We start from the raw sequence: 18097 nt of genomic DNA, 5'->3' as shown, positions 1-18097 counted from the left end.
GCCACGCCCTTTGCGATCAGGCCTCTGCCTGTTCCGCTTGCTCGGCCAGCGCCTCGGCGCGGGCGGCGATTTCGGCCATGCCGTCGTGAAGCTCTTGCGGAATTACAGGCACTTCGATGCGGGCGGCGGGGCGTGCGGCGGCTTCTGCGATATGGGCGCGCAGGTTGGCCTGCTCTGCTTCTAGCTCGCGGACTTGGTCTTCTAGCCCGGCAGTGCGATCCGCCAGCATCAAGCCTGCCATCAGCAACATACGCCCTTCGGGCATCCGGCCGATCTGGGCCGACAAATGCGCGGCTTCTGCGTCCAGCATTTTAGCGGCAGAGACCAGATATTGCTCTTCGCCCTCTTGGCACGCGACCTCAAAGGACCGACTGCCGATCGTGATTTCGACCTGTGGCATGGCTTACGCCTCCTGCTGCAACAAGGGTTTCAGGTCCGACAAGATCGCCGCAACTTCGGCGGCCTCGGCGCTGCGCTGCGCTGTTAGCCCGTCAACTTCGGCCATCAGGGCGCGGTTGATCAGTTCGGCGTCCACGACACCGCCCGTGGCGGCAGCGCGCAGTTTGGCGCAGACCTCTGTCAGGTCGGCGTTCGATCCGCGCAGCTGCTGCAATTGCGCATCCAGCGCCGCAATCTGCGCCGCTTGATCGCTGCTGCGCTTTTCCAGATCGACGATCTGGCCGTCTTGGCGCGACTTCAGCTTCGCCACGCGCTCTTCTAGCTGGGCATTTGCGCCGCGTTCCGCGTCCAGCTGCGCCGTCAGATCGGCGACGCTGGGGCCATCGTCGACAACAGGCGCGGCTTTTGGCTTGGACAATTGCCATGCGATCCGGTCCAGCGCGTCAGTGATCCGCGTCTCAAGTGCTTTGATATCGTCCATGCGGCGTTCCTGTCCCGTCCTCGCGCAGCTGCGCGAATCGTATGATTTCGCAAAGGTTAAGCGATCCGCCACGCCCCTACAAACGCCGCAAGGTCGTTTCGGCGCCGCTTGATCTTAGGTTCTGCCCTGTTATGACACTCTCAACCGCTTCAAACGCACCTGAACAGGACCTTGCCCCATGGATCTTACCGCTCTGCGCACCGCCCATCCCGAGCATTGGATGAAAGCCGCGGCTATCCGCGCTCTGACTTTGGACGCGGTTGCTGCCGCGAACTCCGGCCACTCTGGCATGCCAATGGGCATGGCCGATGTGGCGACAGTGCTGTTTACGAACCATTTGAACTTTGACCCGACCGCGCCGCATTGGGCCGACCGCGACCGGTTCATCCTGTCTGCCGGCCACGGGTCGATGCTGCTGTACGCCTTGCTGTACCTGACCGGCTACGAAGACTTCCCGCTGGAGCAGATCAAGAACTTCCGCCAGTGGGGCGCACGCACCGCAGGCCACCCCGAATTCGGCCACGGCCGCGGCATTGAAGTCACGACCGGCCCGCTGGGTCAGGGCATCGCGAACTCTGTCGGGTTCGCCATCGCAGAAGAAATCCAGCGCGCGACCTGGGGCACGGCCATCGTGAACCACAACACCTACGTCATGGCGGGCGACGGCTGCCTGATGGAAGGCATCAGCCAAGAGGCGATCGGCCTTGCGGGTATGCAGGAACTGTCCCACCTGATCGTGTTCTTTGACGACAACAACATCACCATCGACGGCAAAGTGTCCATCGCCGACAAGACCAACCAGATGGAGCGTTTTGCCGCCTCTGGCTGGCATGTGCAGGCCATCGACGGCCATAACCCGGACGAGATTGAGGCCGCTATCGTGGCCGCCAAGGCCGACAAGCGCCCGTCCATGATCGCCTGCAAGACCCACATCGCACTGGGTCACGCGGCGCAGGATACCTCTAAGGGTCACGGCGCACTGACCGATGCAGACCAGATGAAAGCCGCAAAGGCTGCTTACGGCTGGACCACCGGCCCGTTTGAAGTCCCCGCCGACGTCAAAGCCCAGTGGGAAGCCACCGCGCAGCGCGGCAAGACCGCCCACGCCGAATGGCAGGCCCGCGTCGAAAAGCTGTCGGCGGCCAAGCAGGCCGAATTTGCCCGCGCCCAAGGCGGCGAGGCCCCGAAAAAGCTGGCATCCACCATCCGCGCCTTCAAAAAGCAGGCCAGCGAAGAAGCCAAATCTGTCGCGACGCGCAAGTCGAGCGAAAACGTATTGGCCGTGATCAACCCGATCATGCCCGAAACCATCGGCGGCTCCGCTGACCTGACCGGGTCCAACAATACCAAGACCGCCGACATGGGCGTGTTCACCCCGGACAACCGCAAGGGCCGTTACATCCACTACGGTATCCGAGAGCACGGCATGGCCGCTGCGATGAACGGCATGGCGCTGCACGGCGGCGCACGCGCTTACGGCGGCACGTTCATGTGCTTTACCGACTACGCCCGCGGCGCGATGCGCCTGTCTGCCCTGATGGGCGTGCCTGCAGTCTACGTCATGACGCACGATTCCATCGGCCTTGGCGAAGACGGCCCGACCCACCAGCCGGTCGAGCATCTGTCGATGCTGCGCGCCACGCCGAACACCAACGTCTTCCGCCCTGCGGATAGCGTTGAGACGGCAGAAGCGTGGGAGCTGGCCTTGACCGCCACGGGCACGCCGTCTGTGCTGGCCCTGTCGCGTCAGAACCTGCCAACCGTGCGCACGGCCCACACCAACAAGAACATGACCGCCCAAGGCGGCTATGTGTTGGCAGACGCCGAGGGCAAGCGTCAGGTCATCCTGATCGCCACAGGCTCTGAAGTTGAGATCGCGCTGAAGGCCCGTGACGCCCTGCAAGCCGAAGGTATCGGCACCCGCGTTGTGTCCATGCCCTGCATGGATATCTTCCTGGCGCAGGACGAAGCCACCCGCCGCAAGGTCCTGCCCGCAGGCCCCGTGCGTGTCGCCATTGAAGCTGGCGTGCGCCAGTCCTGGGACATGATCCTGATGGGCGAGCGCGGCAATGCCAAGAAGGCGGCCTTTGTCGGTATGGAGGGCTTTGGTGCCTCTGCCCCGGCAGAAGTGCTGTACGAAAAGTTCGGTATCACGGCTGAGAACGTGGTGGCGCAGGCGAAAAACCTGCTCTGACTTTATCGGATCATGTTGCGACGGGGCGTGCTGCGGCGCGCCCTTTTGCGTTTTAGCGGTGAGTTTGGGGTTCGACCCGGCTGCGCCGCGCCGATCCGCGGGGGCGCTGCCCCCGCACCCCCGAGGTATTTTTGACCAGAAGAAGCGGCGTGAAGGGAGAGGTTAGAGCTAGATCGCGCCCTCGGTCTGGATGTGAAGAGTCTCGCCGCAGTGCTTGCAGTGGACCGCATCGGCGTCATGCAGGATCAGGCCGCAGGTCGGGCATTCGTGGCGCACTTTGGGCGGGCGGAATAGGACTTGCAGCATTTGCAAGAAGAGTGAGACGCCGAAGATCATCACCGCGACGGCCAGCATCCGGCCCCATGTCGTATTGAGTGTGATATCGCCGAAGCCTGTCGTCGTCAGCGTCGTGACTGTGAAGTAAAAGGCGTCGGCGTAGTTGTTGATCTGGTCGTTGATGTTGACCTGGCTGGCGTAGATTAGGCCCGTCATGATGAACAAGAACACGATCAGGTTGGTCACAGCGAGGATGATATCCTCGCGTTCGCGGAACCATTTGCTGTCGTGGCGCAGGCGGGACAGCAGCTCGTAGCTACGCAGCAGACGTAGGGTGCGCAGCACGCGCAGGAAGGCGAGCGCTTGGCCCGTCACAATAGGCGCGAGGAAGCTGATGATCGCGGCGATGTCGGCCCATGTGGTGAAACGCAGCAAGGCGCGCAGGCGCTGATCCTCGATCCATCCCCGCGCGATGAAATCCGCAAGAATGACCGCGCCGAAGGTCAAATCGAGGGCCAAGACCAGCTTGCTCGGCTCGAAGAACGAAGTGACGATGACAAAGATCACGGTGATCAGATCGAAAGCCACCAAAGCGTAGCGGAAATTGACCGCCCGGTCAGAGGAGCCGCTGTAAAGCTCTGCCACCAAAGCCTTCATGGCCGGTCCGCCCGCAGCGCCCATGCGCCAGAGCCCGCCACCATGAGGGCAAGGCAGCCCCCTGCAATGGCCCAGTTTTTCACAAAGATCGTCATTTGCCATGCATCCCCTGTCGCCTGAAAAACATTGAGATGGAAAAAGCTGGTGAGGGCGCAATAGGCCGCCGCTGACAGGGCAACAGGCCGCACAGCGACGCCGAGCCAAAGCGCCAGCCCGGCAAGCGCATCATAGATCAGCGCGGGCCAGACCAGTGCGAAAGGCAGGCCCAGCCCCACCAGCATTCCGCCCGCATCACCGGGGGACAGCGCCTTTTGCACAGCGCCGCCGATCAGTAAGGCTCCGATCAGCAGGCGCGCGCCAAGCAGGGCCAGATTGGTCATGCGGGGCGCAGGGTGCGGTAGAGCGGCGCGATGACGTAGGTCACCAGCGGGATGATCAGCAAGCCCAGCATAAATCCAAGCACGCCGTCGCAGAACGCCGTCGTGATCCACTCGGCTGCGCCCATGTAGTTTTCCGGCACCATGTGGCCAACGGTGACAGCCCAGCCGTGAATGATTTCTTCTGGCGTGTGCCAGCCCAGTTGGCCCAGCCCGTGAACGATAATCTGCCCGCCGACCCACAGCATCGCGGCGGTGCCGACCCATGTCAGCACGAACAGGAATGTCGGCATCCAGTGCACGATGCCGCGCCCCAAGGCGCGGGTCACACCAAGGCGGCCACTATTGGCCATCAGCAGGCCCAGATCGTCAGCCTTCACAATGGCCGCGACAGCGCCGTAAACGGCGACTGTAATCGCAATGCCGACCACAGCCAGCACAGCGGCCTGCACCCAGATATTATCGATCGTGATCGCCGCGAGCGAGATCGTCATGATCTCGGCGCTGAGGATAAAGTCGGTCTTGATCGCGCCTTGGACTTTTGATTCCTCAAGATGCTCTGGATCGCCCGTCGCTTTGGAATGGGCGTCGCTGTGCGAAAAGGCATGCACGATCTTTTCCGCACCCTCGAAACATAAATAAGCGCCGCCCAGCATCAGCAGCGGCGTAATCGCCCAAGGGGCAAAGGCCGACAGCAACAGCGCGATGGGCAGCAAGATGACCAGTTTGTTGAAAAATGACCCCTTCGCGATCTTCCACACGATAGGCAATTCGCGCGCAGGCGCGAAGCCATGCACATATTTGGGACTGACGGCGGCATCGTCGATCACGGCGCCAGCGGCTTTGGAACCGGCCTTGGCCGCCTGCCCGATCACATCGTCCACGCTGGCCGCAGCCACCTTTGCAATTGCTGCAACGTCGTCCAGCAAGGCCAGCAAGCCGCTCATGATATCTTCCTTCTTTTGATCACGTCTTTGCGAACCTAGGCCGACAGGCGCACCCCGCAACCCTTTGGCTATCTTGGATTGCGGGTCATGACTAGGCAGCGCTGCCGTTCACGATTACACAGCCGCCATGACAAACGCGCTCGCCATTGGCCTTGTAACCTTTATCGCAGCCTTCTTTGCGCTGGATTTTTTCGTGCTTGATCTAGACGCACCGCTGTTTTTGGCGCGCAAATTCTATGACATGCTGGAATGGCTCGCCTTTTGGCGATGACGTCCAGCCCTTGACCTTTGCGCGAAAATTGCAATGTTCGCGCCAACTTCTGTCACTTAATAAAGGATGACATCATGGCCGTAAAAGTCGCAATCAACGGATTTGGACGTATCGGGCGCAACGTGCTGCGCGCGATCATCGAATCCGGCCGCACCGATATCGAGGTCATCGCGATCAACGATCTGGGCCCGGTTGAAACCAACGCCCACCTGCTGCGCTTTGATTCGGTCCACGGCCGCTTTCCGGGCACCGTGACCACCACCGAAGACACCATCGACGCAGGCCGCGGGCCGATGCGCGTCACCGCGATGCGCAATCCTGCTGACCTGCCTTGGGGCGACGTGGATGTTGTGCTGGAATGCACCGGTATCTTTACGTCCAAGGAAGCCTGCCAGGCGCACCTTGAAAACGGCTCTAAGCGGGTTCTGATTTCCGCCCCCGGCGCGAACGCTGACAAGACCATCGTGTTTGGCGTCAACGAGGGCACGCTGACCAAGGACGACATTATCGTATCCAACGCGTCCTGCACCACGAACTGCCTGTCCCCTGTCGCCAAGGTGCTGAACGACACTGTCGGCATCAACAAAGGCTTTATGACAACGATCCACAGCTACACCGGCGACCAGCCGACGCTGGATACGATGCACAAAGACCTGTACCGTGGCCGCGCTGCTGCCCTGTCGATGATCCCGACGTCCACGGGCGCAGCCAAGGCTGTTGGCCTTGTTCTGCCAGAGCTGAACGGCAAACTGGACGGCGTCGCGATCCGCGTGCCGACCCCGAATGTGTCGGTCGTCGACCTGACCTTCGAATCCAGCCGCGACACCACCATTGAGGAAATCAACGACGCGATCCGCGCCGCTGCTGATGGCCCGATGAAAGGCATCCTTGCCTACACAGACCTGCCGATGGTCAGCACCGATTTCAACCACGACCCGGCCTCGTCCACCTTCCACATGGACCAGACCAAAGTGCTTTCGGGCAACATGGTTCGCATCCTGACATGGTACGATAACGAGTGGGGCTTCTCGAACCGGATGTCCGACACGGCTGTCGCCATGGGTAAACTGATCTAAAAGACGCATCTTGCGTTGCGCGAAGGGCCGTCCATTCTGGGCGGCCCTTTTGCGTTTGAACACCGGGCGTGCCGTACGGCGCGCCTGCAAATAAGGCGAATTTATGACAGTTGCCTTGCACAAGGCGCAAGGCGGGTCTTCGGTTGTGTCAGTTGTGCTGCGCTGCAGCATCTTTAAATAGGTTAGCAGAACAGACCCCCACCACGCCCCCGAAAGGAGCATGCCATGACCCTGATCGACACTATTCGCCAGACGATTTCAAAGCGTGCCGTATACGCCCGCACCAAGCACGAGATCAAATCGATGCCGCTTGATGTTGCGCTGGACCTGAACATCGACCGCGACAACGCAGCGCAAATCGCACGCCAAGCCGTCTACGGCTAATCACATGATTAATCGCGCCTAAGGGCGGCGACTGCTACGCGCAGTTGCCGCCTTTTTCGTGTCTGGGTCAGACCTTGCCGTATTTGCGCTGCAAGGCGGCGTCGACCGTCGGTGTGACGAACTTGGACACATCGCCATCCAGACGGGCGATTTCCTTGACCAGCTTGCTGGCAATCGCTTGGTTTTTGGCATCAGCCATCAGAAAAACCGTCTCGACCGAGTTATCCAGCGACCGGTTCATTCCCACCATCTGAAATTCATATTCAAAGTCAGCCACGGCCCGCAGGCCGCGAATGATCACGCCGGCGCCAACGTCCTTGGCGCAATGAATCAGCAGGTTTTCAAAGGGATGCACGATGATTTCTGTGCCCAGCGGCTCGCCCAGTGGCACGACCTCTGACCGGACCATCTCGACCCGTTCATCAAGATCAAACAGCGGTCCCTTGTCGCGGTTAATCGCGACCCCGATCACCAGTTTATCGACCAGCGAACAGGCCCGCCGCACGATATCAATATGCCCGTGGGTGACGGGATCAAAGGTGCCGGGATACAGCCCAATACGCATGGTCGGCCTCGCAAGATTATGTCGCAACCGCAGCAGAACCGCATTTCACGACAGGTTGCAAGGCCGACCCGGCGCACCGCTGCGTCAATGCCCGGCGATCATTCCCTCTAGGGCGTTATTCTCCATCGCCAGTTGCGACAGCCGTGCCTTTACCACGTCACCGATTGAAATCAGGCCAATCATCGCGCCGTCTTTCATCACAGGTAGGTGGCGGAACCGGCCGTTGGTCATCATTTCCAGCACGACATCGGACTGATCCACCGGCGTGCAGGTGATGATTTTACTGGTCATCAACGAGTCCACCTGATCGTCCAGACAATTGGCGCCGCCTTTGCCGATCTGGCGTACGATGTCGCGTTCCGACAGAATGCCAAGCAGGGCTTTCCCATCTTCACTGACGATCACGGTGCCGATCCGATTGTCCGACATGATTTTGGCCGCATCAGAGACGCGATCCCCCGGCTTCACCCAAAACATCTCTCCCGAGGCCTTGGAGCTGAGAATCTGTTGTACAAGCATGGCTATCCTCCCGTTACAGCGCGTTTTACCAGCGTTTCAGACCGCAGGCGTGCCTGTCAATGATTCCAGACGATGCACCTCTGCCCGCAAGCCATCACTCAGCGCCGTTGCAAAGCGCTGCAGGCGGTCAGATCGGCGGTCGGCGGTGTGGCGCACAAGGTAGAAAGAGCGCACCAGCGACAGCTCTTCCGTCAGCACACGCCGCACCTCTGGCGCGAAGGGCAGCGCGAAATCATGCGCGATGCCGATGCCCGCCCGTGCCCGCAGCATTTGCAGCTGAACGCTGACCGAATTGCTGGCCAGCTGCACCCCGTTTGCGGCCAGCGCGCCCAGATAATCCAGCGCGGAATCGAAAATCATATCGGGGATGTACCCGACAACCGCCCTGCCCTTGAGGTCTGGCAACCCCGTGGGAACGGGCAGATCGACGTGTTGCGCAAGGTGCAATTTATAATCGACAATCTTTTGCACGGTCAGGCGCCCGGCCTCAGGCGGGCTAACGGTGACGGCCATATCCGCCTCTCGCCGTGACAAGTTCACGACGCGGGGCAAGGCTAGGATCTGGACCTCAAGCTCGGGATTGGCCGCTTGGATCGCGGCGCAGACCTGCGGCAGCAGATAGTTCGCGCAGCCATCGGGCGCGCCGATGCGGATCTGCCCCGCAAGGCCGCTGCTGGGGCTTTGTCCAAGGTCCGCGGCGCGCAGCAACGCCGCCTCGGCCTGCGCGGCCTCTTCTGCCATGCGCGCGCCAAGGTCGGTCAGCGCATAGCCCTGCGGTGATTTCACGAACAAAGCCGCGCCGACCGATTGTTCCAGCCGCGCGATGCGGCGGCCCAGCGTGGCCGGGTCCATGCGCAGCACCGGGGCCGCGCCGGACAGGCTTTCCGCCCGCGCCACGGCCAGAAACACCCGCATGTCATCCCAGTTTTGCACGCCGCACCCTTGCATTTTTGCAAATCAACTTTGTCATCTTGGCCCTGTTGCCCGCAAAAACGCAAGACTAAGGTGCAGGCAATCACAGGAGGATTCTATGCAAGACCTGACCCATTACATGAACGGTGCCCATGTTGCTGGCACGTCCGGCCGCTTTGCCGATGTCTTTAACCCCGCCACTGGCGAAGTGCAGGCCCGCGTGCCGCTGGCCAACGCCGCAGAGATGGACCAAGCCGTTCAATTCGCCGCTGCCGCCCAGCCGAAGTGGGCCGCTGTCAACCCGCAGCGCCGCGCCCGCGTGATGATGAAGTTCGTCGAACTTCTGCACCGCGACATGGACAAGCTGGCCGAGGCGCTGTCGCGCGAGCACGGCAAGACCCTGCCCGACGCCGCTGGCGACGTGCAGCGCGGTCTTGAAGTTGTTGAATATTGCATCGGCGCACCGCAGCTGCTGAAGGGTGAATTCACCGACGGCGCTGGCCCCGGCATCGACATGTATTCCATGCGTCAGGCACTGGGTGTTTGCGCTGGCATCACGCCTTTCAACTTCCCCGCCATGATCCCGATGTGGATGTTCGCCCCGGCTATCGCCTGCGGCAACGCATTTATCCTCAAGCCATCCGAGCGTGACCCGTCGGTCCCCCTGATGTTGGCCGAACTGATGGAAGAAGCCGGTCTGCCCAAGGGTATCCTGCAGGTCGTCAACGGTGACAAAGAAGCTGTTGATGCGATCATCGATCACGACGTGATCCAGTCGATTGGCTTTGTCGGCTCGACCCCGATCGCCGAATATATCTATGGCCGCGGCTGTTCGCAGGGCAAGCGCGTGCAGTGCTTTGGCGGTGCCAAGAACCACATGATCATCATGCCCGACGCGGACATGGATCAGGCTGCCGACGCGCTGATCGGCGCAGGCTACGGCGCAGCAGGCGAGCGTTGCATGGCGATCTCCGTCGCCGTGCCCGTCGGCGAGGAAACAGCCGACAAGCTGATCGAAAAGCTTAAGCCCCGCATCGATGCACTGAAGGTCGGCCCCTACACCGGCGGCAATGACGTGGACTACGGCCCCGTTGTCACCGCTGCGGCCAAGGCGAACATCCTTAAGATGGTTGAATCCGGCATTGCGCAAGGCGCAGAACTGGTCGTCGACGGCCGCGACTTTAGCCTGCAAGGCTACGAGGAAGGCTTCTTTGTCGGACCGCACCTGTTCGACCGCGTCACCACCGATATGGACATCTACCAAAAGGAAATCTTTGGTCCCGTCCTGTCCGTTGTCCGCGCGCAGGACTACGAAGAGGCGCTGGCGCTGGCCATGGACCACGAAATGGGCAACGGCACCGCGATCTATACCCGCGACGGCGACGCCGCCCGCGACTTTGCCAACCGTGTCAACGTCGGCATGATCGGCATCAACGTGCCGATCCCCGTGCCGCTGGCCTATCACACCTTTGGCGGCTGGAAGAAATCCGTCTTTGGCGACCTGAATCAGCACGGCCCGGACGCGTTCAAGTTCTACACCCGCACCAAAACGGTCACATCCCGTTGGCCGTCGGGCATCAAGGACGGCGCTGCGCTGAACTTCAAACCAATGGACTAACCCCCCATTTATAAAACTAAATCAAAGGCGCACCCTTCACTGGGTGCGCCTTTTTCACGTTCAGGGGAAATGACAAACCTTTTTTGTTAAATCGCGTGAAACCATTCTGCCCGGACGCCGTGAGTATCTGCGAAAGGCGGCCCCAAACCCGCCTGATATCCGGTCAGATCCGGGTTGCCCCCAATGCAGCCCCTGTCCCGGTGCGGCCCGCATCCGTCCCAAGTTCGGATGCGGGCTTTATCTTTTTGACAAACCGCTGACCCTTCGGCATCCTTTTCTGAACGCACGTTCAATTCACGCGCGCGGCAACTCGGGGGGAACGATGGATTTTGCACTCAGCCAAGAGCAATCAGCGATTTTTGACATGGCGCAGGCCTGCGGAGCAGAGCATATCGCGCCCTTCGCCCGGCAATGGGAAAAAGACGGCACCATTCCCCGCGATCTTTGGCCCAAGCTGGCAGAGCTGGGCTTTGGCGGGCTTTATGTGTCCGAAGAGTCCGGCGGCACGGACCTCAGCCGCCTAGACGCCACGCTAGTATTCGAGGCACTGTCGATGTCCTGCCCGTCGGTCGCCGCTTTCCTGTCGATCCACAACATGTGCGCGCGCATGATCGACCAGTTCGGCAGCGACGACATGAAGGCGCGGCTGCTGCCCGGCGCGCTAAGCATGGACACCGTGTTGTCCTATTGCCTAACCGAACCGGCCAGCGGATCGGACGCCGCCGCGCTGAAGACGAAGGCGGTGCCGACGGACGCGGGATACGCCCTGACTGGGACCAAGGCCTTCATCTCTGGCGCGGGATATTCGGACGCTTATATCGTCATGGCCCGCAGCGGCGACGCAGGACCCAAAGGCATCAGCGCCTTTGTCGTGATGGACGGATCAGACGGGCTCAGCTTTGGCGGGCTAGAGGATAAAATGGGCTGGCGCAGTCAGCCGACGCGGCAGGTCCAGTTAGACGATTGCAACATTCCTGCGGGTGACTTGCTAGGTGAGCTGGGCAAAGGTTTCACATATGCGATGAAGGGCCTTGACGGCGGACGGCTTAACATCGCCGCCTGTTCGCTGGGGGCCGCGCAATCGGCGCTGGATCAAACCCGCGCTTATATGGCCGACCGCAAGGCCTTTGGTAAATCCATCGACCAGTTTCAGGCGTTGCAATTCCGCCTTGCCGATATGGAAATCGCCATGCAATCGGCGCGCATCTTTTTGCGGCAGGCCGCATGGAAGCTGGACACCGGCGCACCTGACGCGACCCGTTTTTGCGCCATGGCCAAAAAGCTCGTGACCGAAACAGGGTCACAGGTCGCCGATCAATGCCTGCAACTCCACGGCGGCTACGGGTATCTGGCGGACTACGGGATCGAAAAAATCGTCCGCGATTTGCGGGTTCACCAAATCCTAGAAGGCACGAACGAGATTATGCGCATGATCGTCGCCCGCGACATGGTATCAGCATGAGCGACGTTGATATCCGCACCGAAGGCCGCGCTGGCCGCATCACCCTCACGCGGGAAAAGGCGCTGAACGCGCTGACGTGGGACATGGTGATCCAGATCGAAGATGCGCTGACGCGCTGGCGCAGCGACGATGGCATAGCCCTTGTCATCATCGACGCTGCCGGCCCCAAAGCGTTCTGCGCTGGCGGCGATATTGCGCAAATCTATGCCACAGGTACCGCCGGCGATTATGGCCCTGCGCGTCGGTTTTGGCGCGATGAATACCGCCTGAACGCGATGATTGCAGGCTATGATAAACCTATCGTCGCGCTGATGCAGGGCTTTGTCATGGGCGGCGGTGTTGGCATCGGCGGCCATTGCAGCCACCGCGTTGTGGACGACAGCACCCGCGTCGCCCTGCCCGAATGCGGTATCGGGCTGGTGCCCGACGTTGGCTCTACGCTGCTTTTGGCGCGCGCACCGGGGCGGCTGGGCGAATTCCTTGGGCTGACGGGATACCGGATGGACGCCGGGGACGCGGTCTATGCCGGGTTTGCCGATGTCATGATCCCGCAGGACGCCTGGCCGGACCTGATCGCGGCCCTGTGCACAGACGGTGATGCCAGCGCCGTGCAGGCCGCCGCCCTGCCCGCGCCGCAAAGCAAACTGGCCGCTTGGCGCAGCGATATCGACAACGTCTTTGCCGCGGGTGATCTGCCCGGCATTCGCCAACAACCCGCAGCTGTGCCTCCCGCACCGATCACCAATGCGCTTGATTTGATGGAGCGGAACTCGCCCCTATCTATGGCCTGCACCTTGCAGATCGTGCGAGCGGTGCGTGCGGACCCTACCATTCACACGGCCCTGACCCACGAATTTCGCTACACGTTTCGCAGTCAGCAGGGGTCCGACCTGCTTGAAGGCATCCGCGCCGCGATCATTGACCGCGACCGCAGCCCAAAATGGCGACACACCAGTTGGGACGTGCCCGCAGACGACATCGCGGCCCTGACCGCGCCCCTTGGCCCCGACGCCCTATACCCGGAGACTTCTTTATGAACATCGCATTCATCGGCCTTGGCAACATGGGCGCGCCCATGGCTGCGAACCTGATCAAAGCGGGCCACGCCGTGACCGGTTTCGACACCCACGCCAAGCCAGACGGCATGACAATGGCGGATAGCGCAGCTGCGGCGGCAAACGGCGCTGACGTCGTGATCACCATGCTACCAAACGGCGCAATTCTAAGCAGCGTTGCCGCTGAAATTCACGCCGCGATGAAGCCGGGCGCGGTGCATCTGGACTGTTCCACCGTGGATGTGGACAGCGCGAGGAACGTCGCGCAAGCCGCTGAAGACGCCGGACTATTGGCGATTGATGCCCCCGTGTCAGGCGGCATCGGCGGCGCAACAAACGGTACCCTCACCTTCATGGCAGGCGGGTCGCAAGAGGCCTTTGATATCTGCAAACCGCTGTTCGATATCATGGGCCAAAAAGTTGTCCATTGCGGCCCCGCAGGGAATGGCCAAGCGGCCAAAATCTGCAACAACATGATCCTTGGCGTGACCATGATCGCCACCTGCGAGGCGTTCAATCTGGCCGACCGCCTTGGCCTAGACCGCCAAGCGATGTTCGACGTGGTCAGCACATCGTCCGGCTCCAGCTGGAGCATGAACGCCTATTGCCCCGCGCCCGGCGTCGGGCCGACATCCCCCGCGGACAACGACTACAAGCCCGGCTTTGCGGCTGATCTGATGCTCAAGGACCTGACCCTCGCGCAGGCCGCGGCAAAGTCTGCAGACGCCGACACCCCGCTGGGGGAAGCCGCGCGCGCGCTTTACGATCAGTTTGTGAACCGCGAGGATGGCGCAGGACGCGATTTTTCCGCCATGCTGCCGCGCTTTTCCGCCCGCAAGCGCGGATAACCGCCGACAGGTCCGGCGCGCACGGAACGGCGCGCCGGGCTTTGCGTTTTTCCTGTGAACCGGATCACTGGAAAGACCGACAGATGAAAAATATCGTCACATTCACCGCCATCGCGGCCCTGACAGCCATGCCATTCGTGGCCGAGGCGAAGGGTAAAGGCCAAGGCCAAGGCCATGGCGGCGGAAATGCGCAATCCGCCCAAAACCATGGCAACGGGCATGGCAACAATGGCAATGGTCGCGGAAACGGAAACGGCAAAAAGCATGACCGACCAGAGCGTGAACACAGCAACGATAACGCCCGAGGCGGCAACGCTGATCTGGCCCGCATCGCAACCGGCATCGCCGCAGCCAGCGGCCTGATCTATCTGACCCCCGATATGGGCGCCGCGCAGTTTACAAACGACGACTATCGGACCATCGCCAACTGCCCGCCGGGCCTTGCGAAAAAAGACCCACCCTGCGTGCCACCTGGCCTTGCGAAAAAGGGTGTCACCTATCAGGACTGGGCAGGCTATGATCAGGATGCGCTACGCGGCGTCTTTGACGACCGCTGGACCGCCTATACCCCAGCTGTTCCCGCCCCAGATGCACCGCGCGACACAGCGCTGACCTCTGCCCAGATCCGCCAGATCTTCGACCTGCCGGCAGAGCCTGAAGGCAAACGTTATGCCGTGATCGACGGTCGCCCGGTTTTGCTCAGCGCGGAAGACTACGAAAAGCTGATGACGATCAATACACTGGCGGCCCGCCCAATGCTTGCCGACAGCATCACGGTCCTGCCCGATGCGGCCCTGACGCAAGAGCAGCTGATCAACCGCTACAATCTGCCCGCACTGGGCGATGGTCAGAATTACGCCGTCCTCGACAACCAGATCATCGCCCTGCCCGATCAAAGCTATGACCTGCTGCAACTGATCCGGATCTTGGGCGCGGTCTGACCTTCTTCTGGTCCTAAATACCTCCGCCGGAGGCATCCCGCCGCTGCGCCAAAACGCAGCGGCAGTTTTTTATTCCGCAGCGACCCGCTTGGGCTGCAGCATCGGCTTTAGATATCGCCCTGTGTGGCTTTCTTCGACTTCGGCGACCTCTTCCGGTGTGCCCTCGGCCACGATCCGGCCACCGCCATCGCCGCCCTCGGGGCCGATATCGATCAGGTGGTCCGCCGTCTTAATGACATCAAGGTTATGCTCGATCACAATGACCGAGTTGCCCTGATCCACCAGTTCGTGCAGCACTTCCAGCAGTTTGCGCACATCCTCAAAGTGCAGACCGGTCGTCGGCTCATCAAGGATGTAAAGCGTGCGGCCCGTGGACTGACGCGCCAACTCCTTGCTCAGCTTGACGCGCTGCGCCTCGCCGCCTGACAGGGTCGTCGCCTGCTGGCCGACCTTGATATAGCCCAGCCCAACCCGCACCAGCGCGTCCATTTTCGTTCGGATCGAAGGGACCGCCTGAAAGAACTCCTGCGCATCTTCCACAGTCATATCAAGAACATCGGCGATGCTCTTACCCTTGAATTTGACCTCAAGGGTCTCTCGGTTATAACGCTGACCCTTGCAGGTTTCGCAGGTGACATAGACGTCGGGCAGAAAGTGCATTTCGATCTTGATAACGCCGTCGCCCTGACAGGCCTCGCAGCGGCCGCCCTTGACGTTGAACGAAAAACGCCCCGGCTTATAGCCGCGTGTCTTCGCCTCTGGCAGGCCTGCGAACCAGTCACGGATCGGGGTAAAAGCACCGGTATAGGTCGCGGGGTTGGACCGCGGCGTGCGGCCAATGGCACGCTGGTCAATGTCGATGACCTTGTCCAGATGCTCGAACCCTTTGATCGTCTCGCAGGGTGCGGGCGCTTGCCGCGCGCCATTCAGCTTCATCGCGGCGTTCTTGAAAAGCGTCTCGATCGTCAGCGTGGACTTGCCGCCGCCCGATACGCCGGTCACGCAGACGAATTTGCCCAGCGGAAAATCGGCGGTAACGTCGTGCAGGTTGTTGCCGGTGGCTTTTACCACCGTCAGCTTCTTACCGTTCCCCTTGCGCCGCACGGCGGGCACCGCGATTTCGCGTTTGCCCGTCAGATACATCCCGGTGATCGAGTTCTCATTGGCCATAATCTCGGCCGGTGTCCCCTCGGCCACGACATTGCCGCCATGCACCCCGGCCCCCGGGCCGATGTCAAAGACGTAATCCGCCTCGCGAATCGCCTCTTCGTCGTGTTCGACGACGATCACCGTATTGCCCTGATCGCGCAGGTTTTTCAGCGTCGTCAGCAGGCGGTCATTGTCGCGCTGGTGCAGACCGATGCTGGGTTCGTCCAACACATACAGCACACCTTGCAAGCCCGATCCAATCTGGCTGGCGAGCCTGATCCGCTGGCTTTCGCCCCCCGACAACGTGCCCGCATTCCGCGCCATCGTCAGGTAGTTCAGGCCGACATTGTTCAGGAACCCCAGCCGTTCGCGGATTTCCTTCAGGATCGCATTGGCGATCTCGTTCTTCTGCTTGCTCAGCTGGTCCGGCACCGCAAGGCACCAGTCATAGGCTTCGGCAATCGACATCTGCACAACATGGCCGACGTGCAAGCCACCGATCTTGATCGCTAACGCCTCTTCGCGCAGACGGAACCCATGGCAAGTGCCGCAAGGGCGGTTGTTCTGAAATCCCTCGAATTCCTCGCGAATCCAATTGCTGTCCGTCTCGCGGTAGCGGCGTTCCATATTGGGAATGACGCCCTCGAACGGACGCGACACCTGATAGACCCGCCCGCCTTCATCATAGCGGAACTTGATCTCTTCTTTGCCAGACCCGCGCAGAAACACCTCTTGGTGCTTGGGATCAAGATCCTTCCACCGCGCGTTTTTGTTAAAGCCGTAGTGCTTGGCAATCGCCTCGATCGTCTGCAGGAAATAGGGACTCTTGCCCTTGCGCCAAGGGGCCAGCGCACCATCCGCAATCTTCAGCGTCACATCCGGCACGACCAATTGCTCGTCAAAGAACAGCTCGACCCCAAGGCCATCACAGGCCGGGCAAGCGCCAACGGGGGCGTTGAACGAAAACAGTCGCGGCTCGATTTCGGGAATGGTAAATCCCGACACCGGACAGGCGAAATTCTCGGAAAAGGTCACGCGCTCTGGCTCGACCACTGGCGCGCCCTCCTCCCCCGCAGGGGCGGCAATTTCCAGCACGGTGATGCCGTCGGCAAGGTCCAGCGCGGTGCGGAAACTGTCCGCCAACCGCGTCTCTAGCCCCTCGCGCACAACGATCCGGTCGACCACGACGTCGATGTCATGGCGGAATTTCTTATCCAGCGTTGGCGGCTCGTCCAGTTCATAGAATTGGCCGTCCACCTTGACCCGCTGAAAACCCTGCTTACGCAGATCCAGGAATTCCTTGCGATATTCGCCTTTGCGGTCGCGGATGATCGGGGCCAACATATAACCGCGCGTGCCATCTGGCATCGCCATGACGCGGTCGACCATATCCTGCACCTGCTGCGCCTCAATCGGCAGGCCCGTGGCCGGCGAATACGGCGTGCCAGCGCGCGCGAACAGCAGACGCAAATAGTCGTAAATTTCGGTGATCGTGCCAACGGTAGAGCGCGGGTTCTTTGACGTCGTCTTCTGCTCAATCGAAATGGCAGGCGACAGGCCACTGATGTGATCCACATCAGGCTTTTCCATCATATCAAGGAACTGCCGCGCATAGGCCGACAGCGACTCTACATAGCGCCGCTGCCCTTCGGCATAGATGGTGTCAAACGCGAGCGAGGATTTGCCCGACCCCGACAGGCCGGTGATCACCACCAGCTTGTCGCGCGGAATATCCACGTCGATGTTCTTCAGGTTATGTTCGCGCGCGCCGCGCACTTCGATGTTCTTCAGCTCGGCCATTTTGCCCCCAAGGCGGTGTCCCCCATCAGATAGCAAGCCAAAACCCAATTGCCAGCCCCAAAAATGAACAAACGATGAACATACCCCATTTCAGTCCGGTTCCCCTTTCATCTTGCCCAAAATACTCCGGGGGGGGCCGCGCCAGCGGCGGGGGCAGCGCCCCCTC

Annotated in this window: 18 protein-coding genes; 9 read left to right on the top strand and 9 right to left on the bottom strand. The window is 61.1% G+C overall.

The genetic code is table 11. The features are described 5' to 3' along the window. Nucleotides 1–16 precede the first annotated feature (16 nt). Together KBW81_RS06075 and KBW81_RS06070 are read right to left on the bottom strand one after the other, a co-directional pair. Entirely contained in the window at nucleotides 17–400 is a 384-nt protein-coding gene (locus KBW81_RS06075; RefSeq protein ID WP_090183981.1) for a cell division protein ZapA, read from the bottom strand. A 3-nt stretch (nucleotides 401–403) separates the two neighbouring features. Then, nucleotides 404–880, bottom strand: a complete 477-nt coding sequence (locus KBW81_RS06070; protein ID WP_254248683.1) for a hypothetical protein — start codon at nucleotides 878–880, stop codon at nucleotides 404–406. A 178-nt stretch (nucleotides 881–1058) separates the two neighbouring features. Here KBW81_RS06070 and tkt point away from each other — a divergent pair, with 178 nt between their 5' ends. Beyond that, complete coding sequence (gene tkt, locus KBW81_RS06065) at nucleotides 1059–3074, top strand: transketolase (RefSeq protein ID WP_254248682.1); 2016 nt, start codon at nucleotides 1059–1061, stop codon at nucleotides 3072–3074. A gap of 168 nt (nucleotides 3075–3242) precedes the next feature. Here the strand turns inward: tkt and KBW81_RS06060 are convergent, their stop codons facing one another. The 3 genes from KBW81_RS06060 to KBW81_RS06050 are packed head-to-tail and all read right to left on the bottom strand — an operon-like array spanning nucleotide 3243 to nucleotide 5331. Next, nucleotides 3243–4007: a potassium channel family protein gene (locus KBW81_RS06060; protein WP_254248681.1), complete on the bottom strand. Its 765-nt coding sequence runs from the start codon at nucleotides 4005–4007 to the stop codon at nucleotides 3243–3245. After that, nucleotides 4004–4387 carry a DoxX family protein gene (locus KBW81_RS06055; protein ID WP_090183988.1) on the bottom strand — a complete coding sequence of 128 codons (384 nt, stop codon included), beginning with the start codon at nucleotides 4385–4387 and terminating at the stop codon, nucleotides 4004–4006. The genes KBW81_RS06060 and KBW81_RS06055 overlap by 4 nt, the downstream gene beginning before the upstream one ends. Continuing rightward, a complete protein-coding gene (locus KBW81_RS06050; RefSeq protein WP_090183990.1) occupies nucleotides 4384–5331 on the bottom strand; it encodes a DUF808 domain-containing protein in 948 nt (315 codons plus the stop codon). The genes KBW81_RS06055 and KBW81_RS06050 overlap by 4 nt, the downstream gene beginning before the upstream one ends. Nucleotides 5332–5458: 127 nt before the next feature. Between KBW81_RS06050 and KBW81_RS06045 the strand changes: the two genes are divergently transcribed. The 3 genes from KBW81_RS06045 to KBW81_RS06035 all read left to right on the top strand — a co-directional run bounded on the left by KBW81_RS06045 (nucleotide 5459) and on the right by KBW81_RS06035 (nucleotide 7062). Beyond that, on the top strand, nucleotides 5459–5602 hold the full coding sequence (locus KBW81_RS06045) for a hypothetical protein (protein WP_175499111.1): 144 nt from the start codon (nucleotides 5459–5461) through the stop codon (nucleotides 5600–5602). Between the two features lie 74 nt (nucleotides 5603–5676). After that, nucleotides 5677–6678: a type I glyceraldehyde-3-phosphate dehydrogenase gene (gap, locus tag KBW81_RS06040; protein ID WP_090183993.1), complete on the top strand. Its 1002-nt coding sequence runs from the start codon at nucleotides 5677–5679 to the stop codon at nucleotides 6676–6678. A 225-nt stretch (nucleotides 6679–6903) separates the two neighbouring features. Further along, nucleotides 6904–7062, top strand: coding sequence for a hypothetical protein (locus tag KBW81_RS06035; RefSeq protein WP_175499112.1), 159 nt, complete (start codon nucleotides 6904–6906; stop codon nucleotides 7060–7062). A 67-nt stretch (nucleotides 7063–7129) separates the two neighbouring features. On the opposite strand, the gene coaD is transcribed toward KBW81_RS06035, so the two are convergent. From coaD to KBW81_RS06020, 3 genes are all read right to left on the bottom strand, one after another. Continuing rightward, nucleotides 7130–7627 carry a pantetheine-phosphate adenylyltransferase gene (gene coaD, locus KBW81_RS06030; RefSeq protein WP_090183995.1) on the bottom strand — a complete coding sequence of 166 codons (498 nt, stop codon included), beginning with the start codon at nucleotides 7625–7627 and terminating at the stop codon, nucleotides 7130–7132. An 84-nt stretch (nucleotides 7628–7711) separates the two neighbouring features. Then, on the bottom strand, nucleotides 7712–8146 hold the full coding sequence (locus KBW81_RS06025; protein ID WP_090183998.1) for a CBS domain-containing protein: 435 nt from the start codon (nucleotides 8144–8146) through the stop codon (nucleotides 7712–7714). Between the two features lie 36 nt (nucleotides 8147–8182). After that, complete coding sequence (locus tag KBW81_RS06020; protein ID WP_254248680.1) at nucleotides 8183–9079, bottom strand: LysR family transcriptional regulator; 897 nt, start codon at nucleotides 9077–9079, stop codon at nucleotides 8183–8185. A 97-nt stretch (nucleotides 9080–9176) separates the two neighbouring features. Here KBW81_RS06020 and KBW81_RS06015 point away from each other — a divergent pair, with 97 nt between their 5' ends. The 5 genes from KBW81_RS06015 to KBW81_RS05995 all read left to right on the top strand — a co-directional run bounded on the left by KBW81_RS06015 (nucleotide 9177) and on the right by KBW81_RS05995 (nucleotide 14982). Beyond that, nucleotides 9177–10676, top strand: coding sequence for a CoA-acylating methylmalonate-semialdehyde dehydrogenase (locus KBW81_RS06015; RefSeq protein ID WP_090183999.1), 1500 nt, complete (start codon nucleotides 9177–9179; stop codon nucleotides 10674–10676). 322 nt (nucleotides 10677–10998) lie between these two features. Continuing rightward, nucleotides 10999–12138 (top strand): acyl-CoA dehydrogenase family protein, encoded by a 1140-nt coding sequence (locus KBW81_RS06010; protein WP_254248679.1) that lies wholly within the window; start codon nucleotides 10999–11001, stop codon nucleotides 12136–12138. Continuing rightward, nucleotides 12135–13175 (top strand): enoyl-CoA hydratase/isomerase family protein, encoded by a 1041-nt coding sequence (locus KBW81_RS06005; protein WP_254248678.1) that lies wholly within the window; start codon nucleotides 12135–12137, stop codon nucleotides 13173–13175. Before KBW81_RS06010 ends, KBW81_RS06005 begins: the two co-directional genes overlap by 4 nt. Continuing rightward, nucleotides 13172–14041 carry a 3-hydroxyisobutyrate dehydrogenase gene (mmsB, locus tag KBW81_RS06000; protein WP_254248677.1) on the top strand — a complete coding sequence of 290 codons (870 nt, stop codon included), beginning with the start codon at nucleotides 13172–13174 and terminating at the stop codon, nucleotides 14039–14041. Before KBW81_RS06005 ends, mmsB begins: the two co-directional genes overlap by 4 nt. Before the next feature lie 83 nt (nucleotides 14042–14124). After that, nucleotides 14125–14982: a hypothetical protein gene (locus KBW81_RS05995; RefSeq protein ID WP_254248676.1), complete on the top strand. Its 858-nt coding sequence runs from the start codon at nucleotides 14125–14127 to the stop codon at nucleotides 14980–14982. A gap of 69 nt (nucleotides 14983–15051) precedes the next feature. On the opposite strand, the gene uvrA is transcribed toward KBW81_RS05995, so the two are convergent. Beyond that, nucleotides 15052–17931: an excinuclease ABC subunit UvrA gene (gene uvrA, locus KBW81_RS05990; RefSeq protein WP_254248675.1), complete on the bottom strand. Its 2880-nt coding sequence runs from the start codon at nucleotides 17929–17931 to the stop codon at nucleotides 15052–15054. Between the last annotated feature and the right edge of the window lie 166 nt (nucleotides 17932–18097).

The sequence above is a fragment of the Loktanella salsilacus genome (assembly GCF_024206795.1).
GTDB classification, from domain to species: Bacteria; Pseudomonadota; Alphaproteobacteria; order Rhodobacterales; family Rhodobacteraceae; genus Loktanella; species Loktanella salsilacus.
Note: the sequence above shows the minus strand (reverse complement) of the source record. Positions and strands in the feature narration are given on the sequence as shown.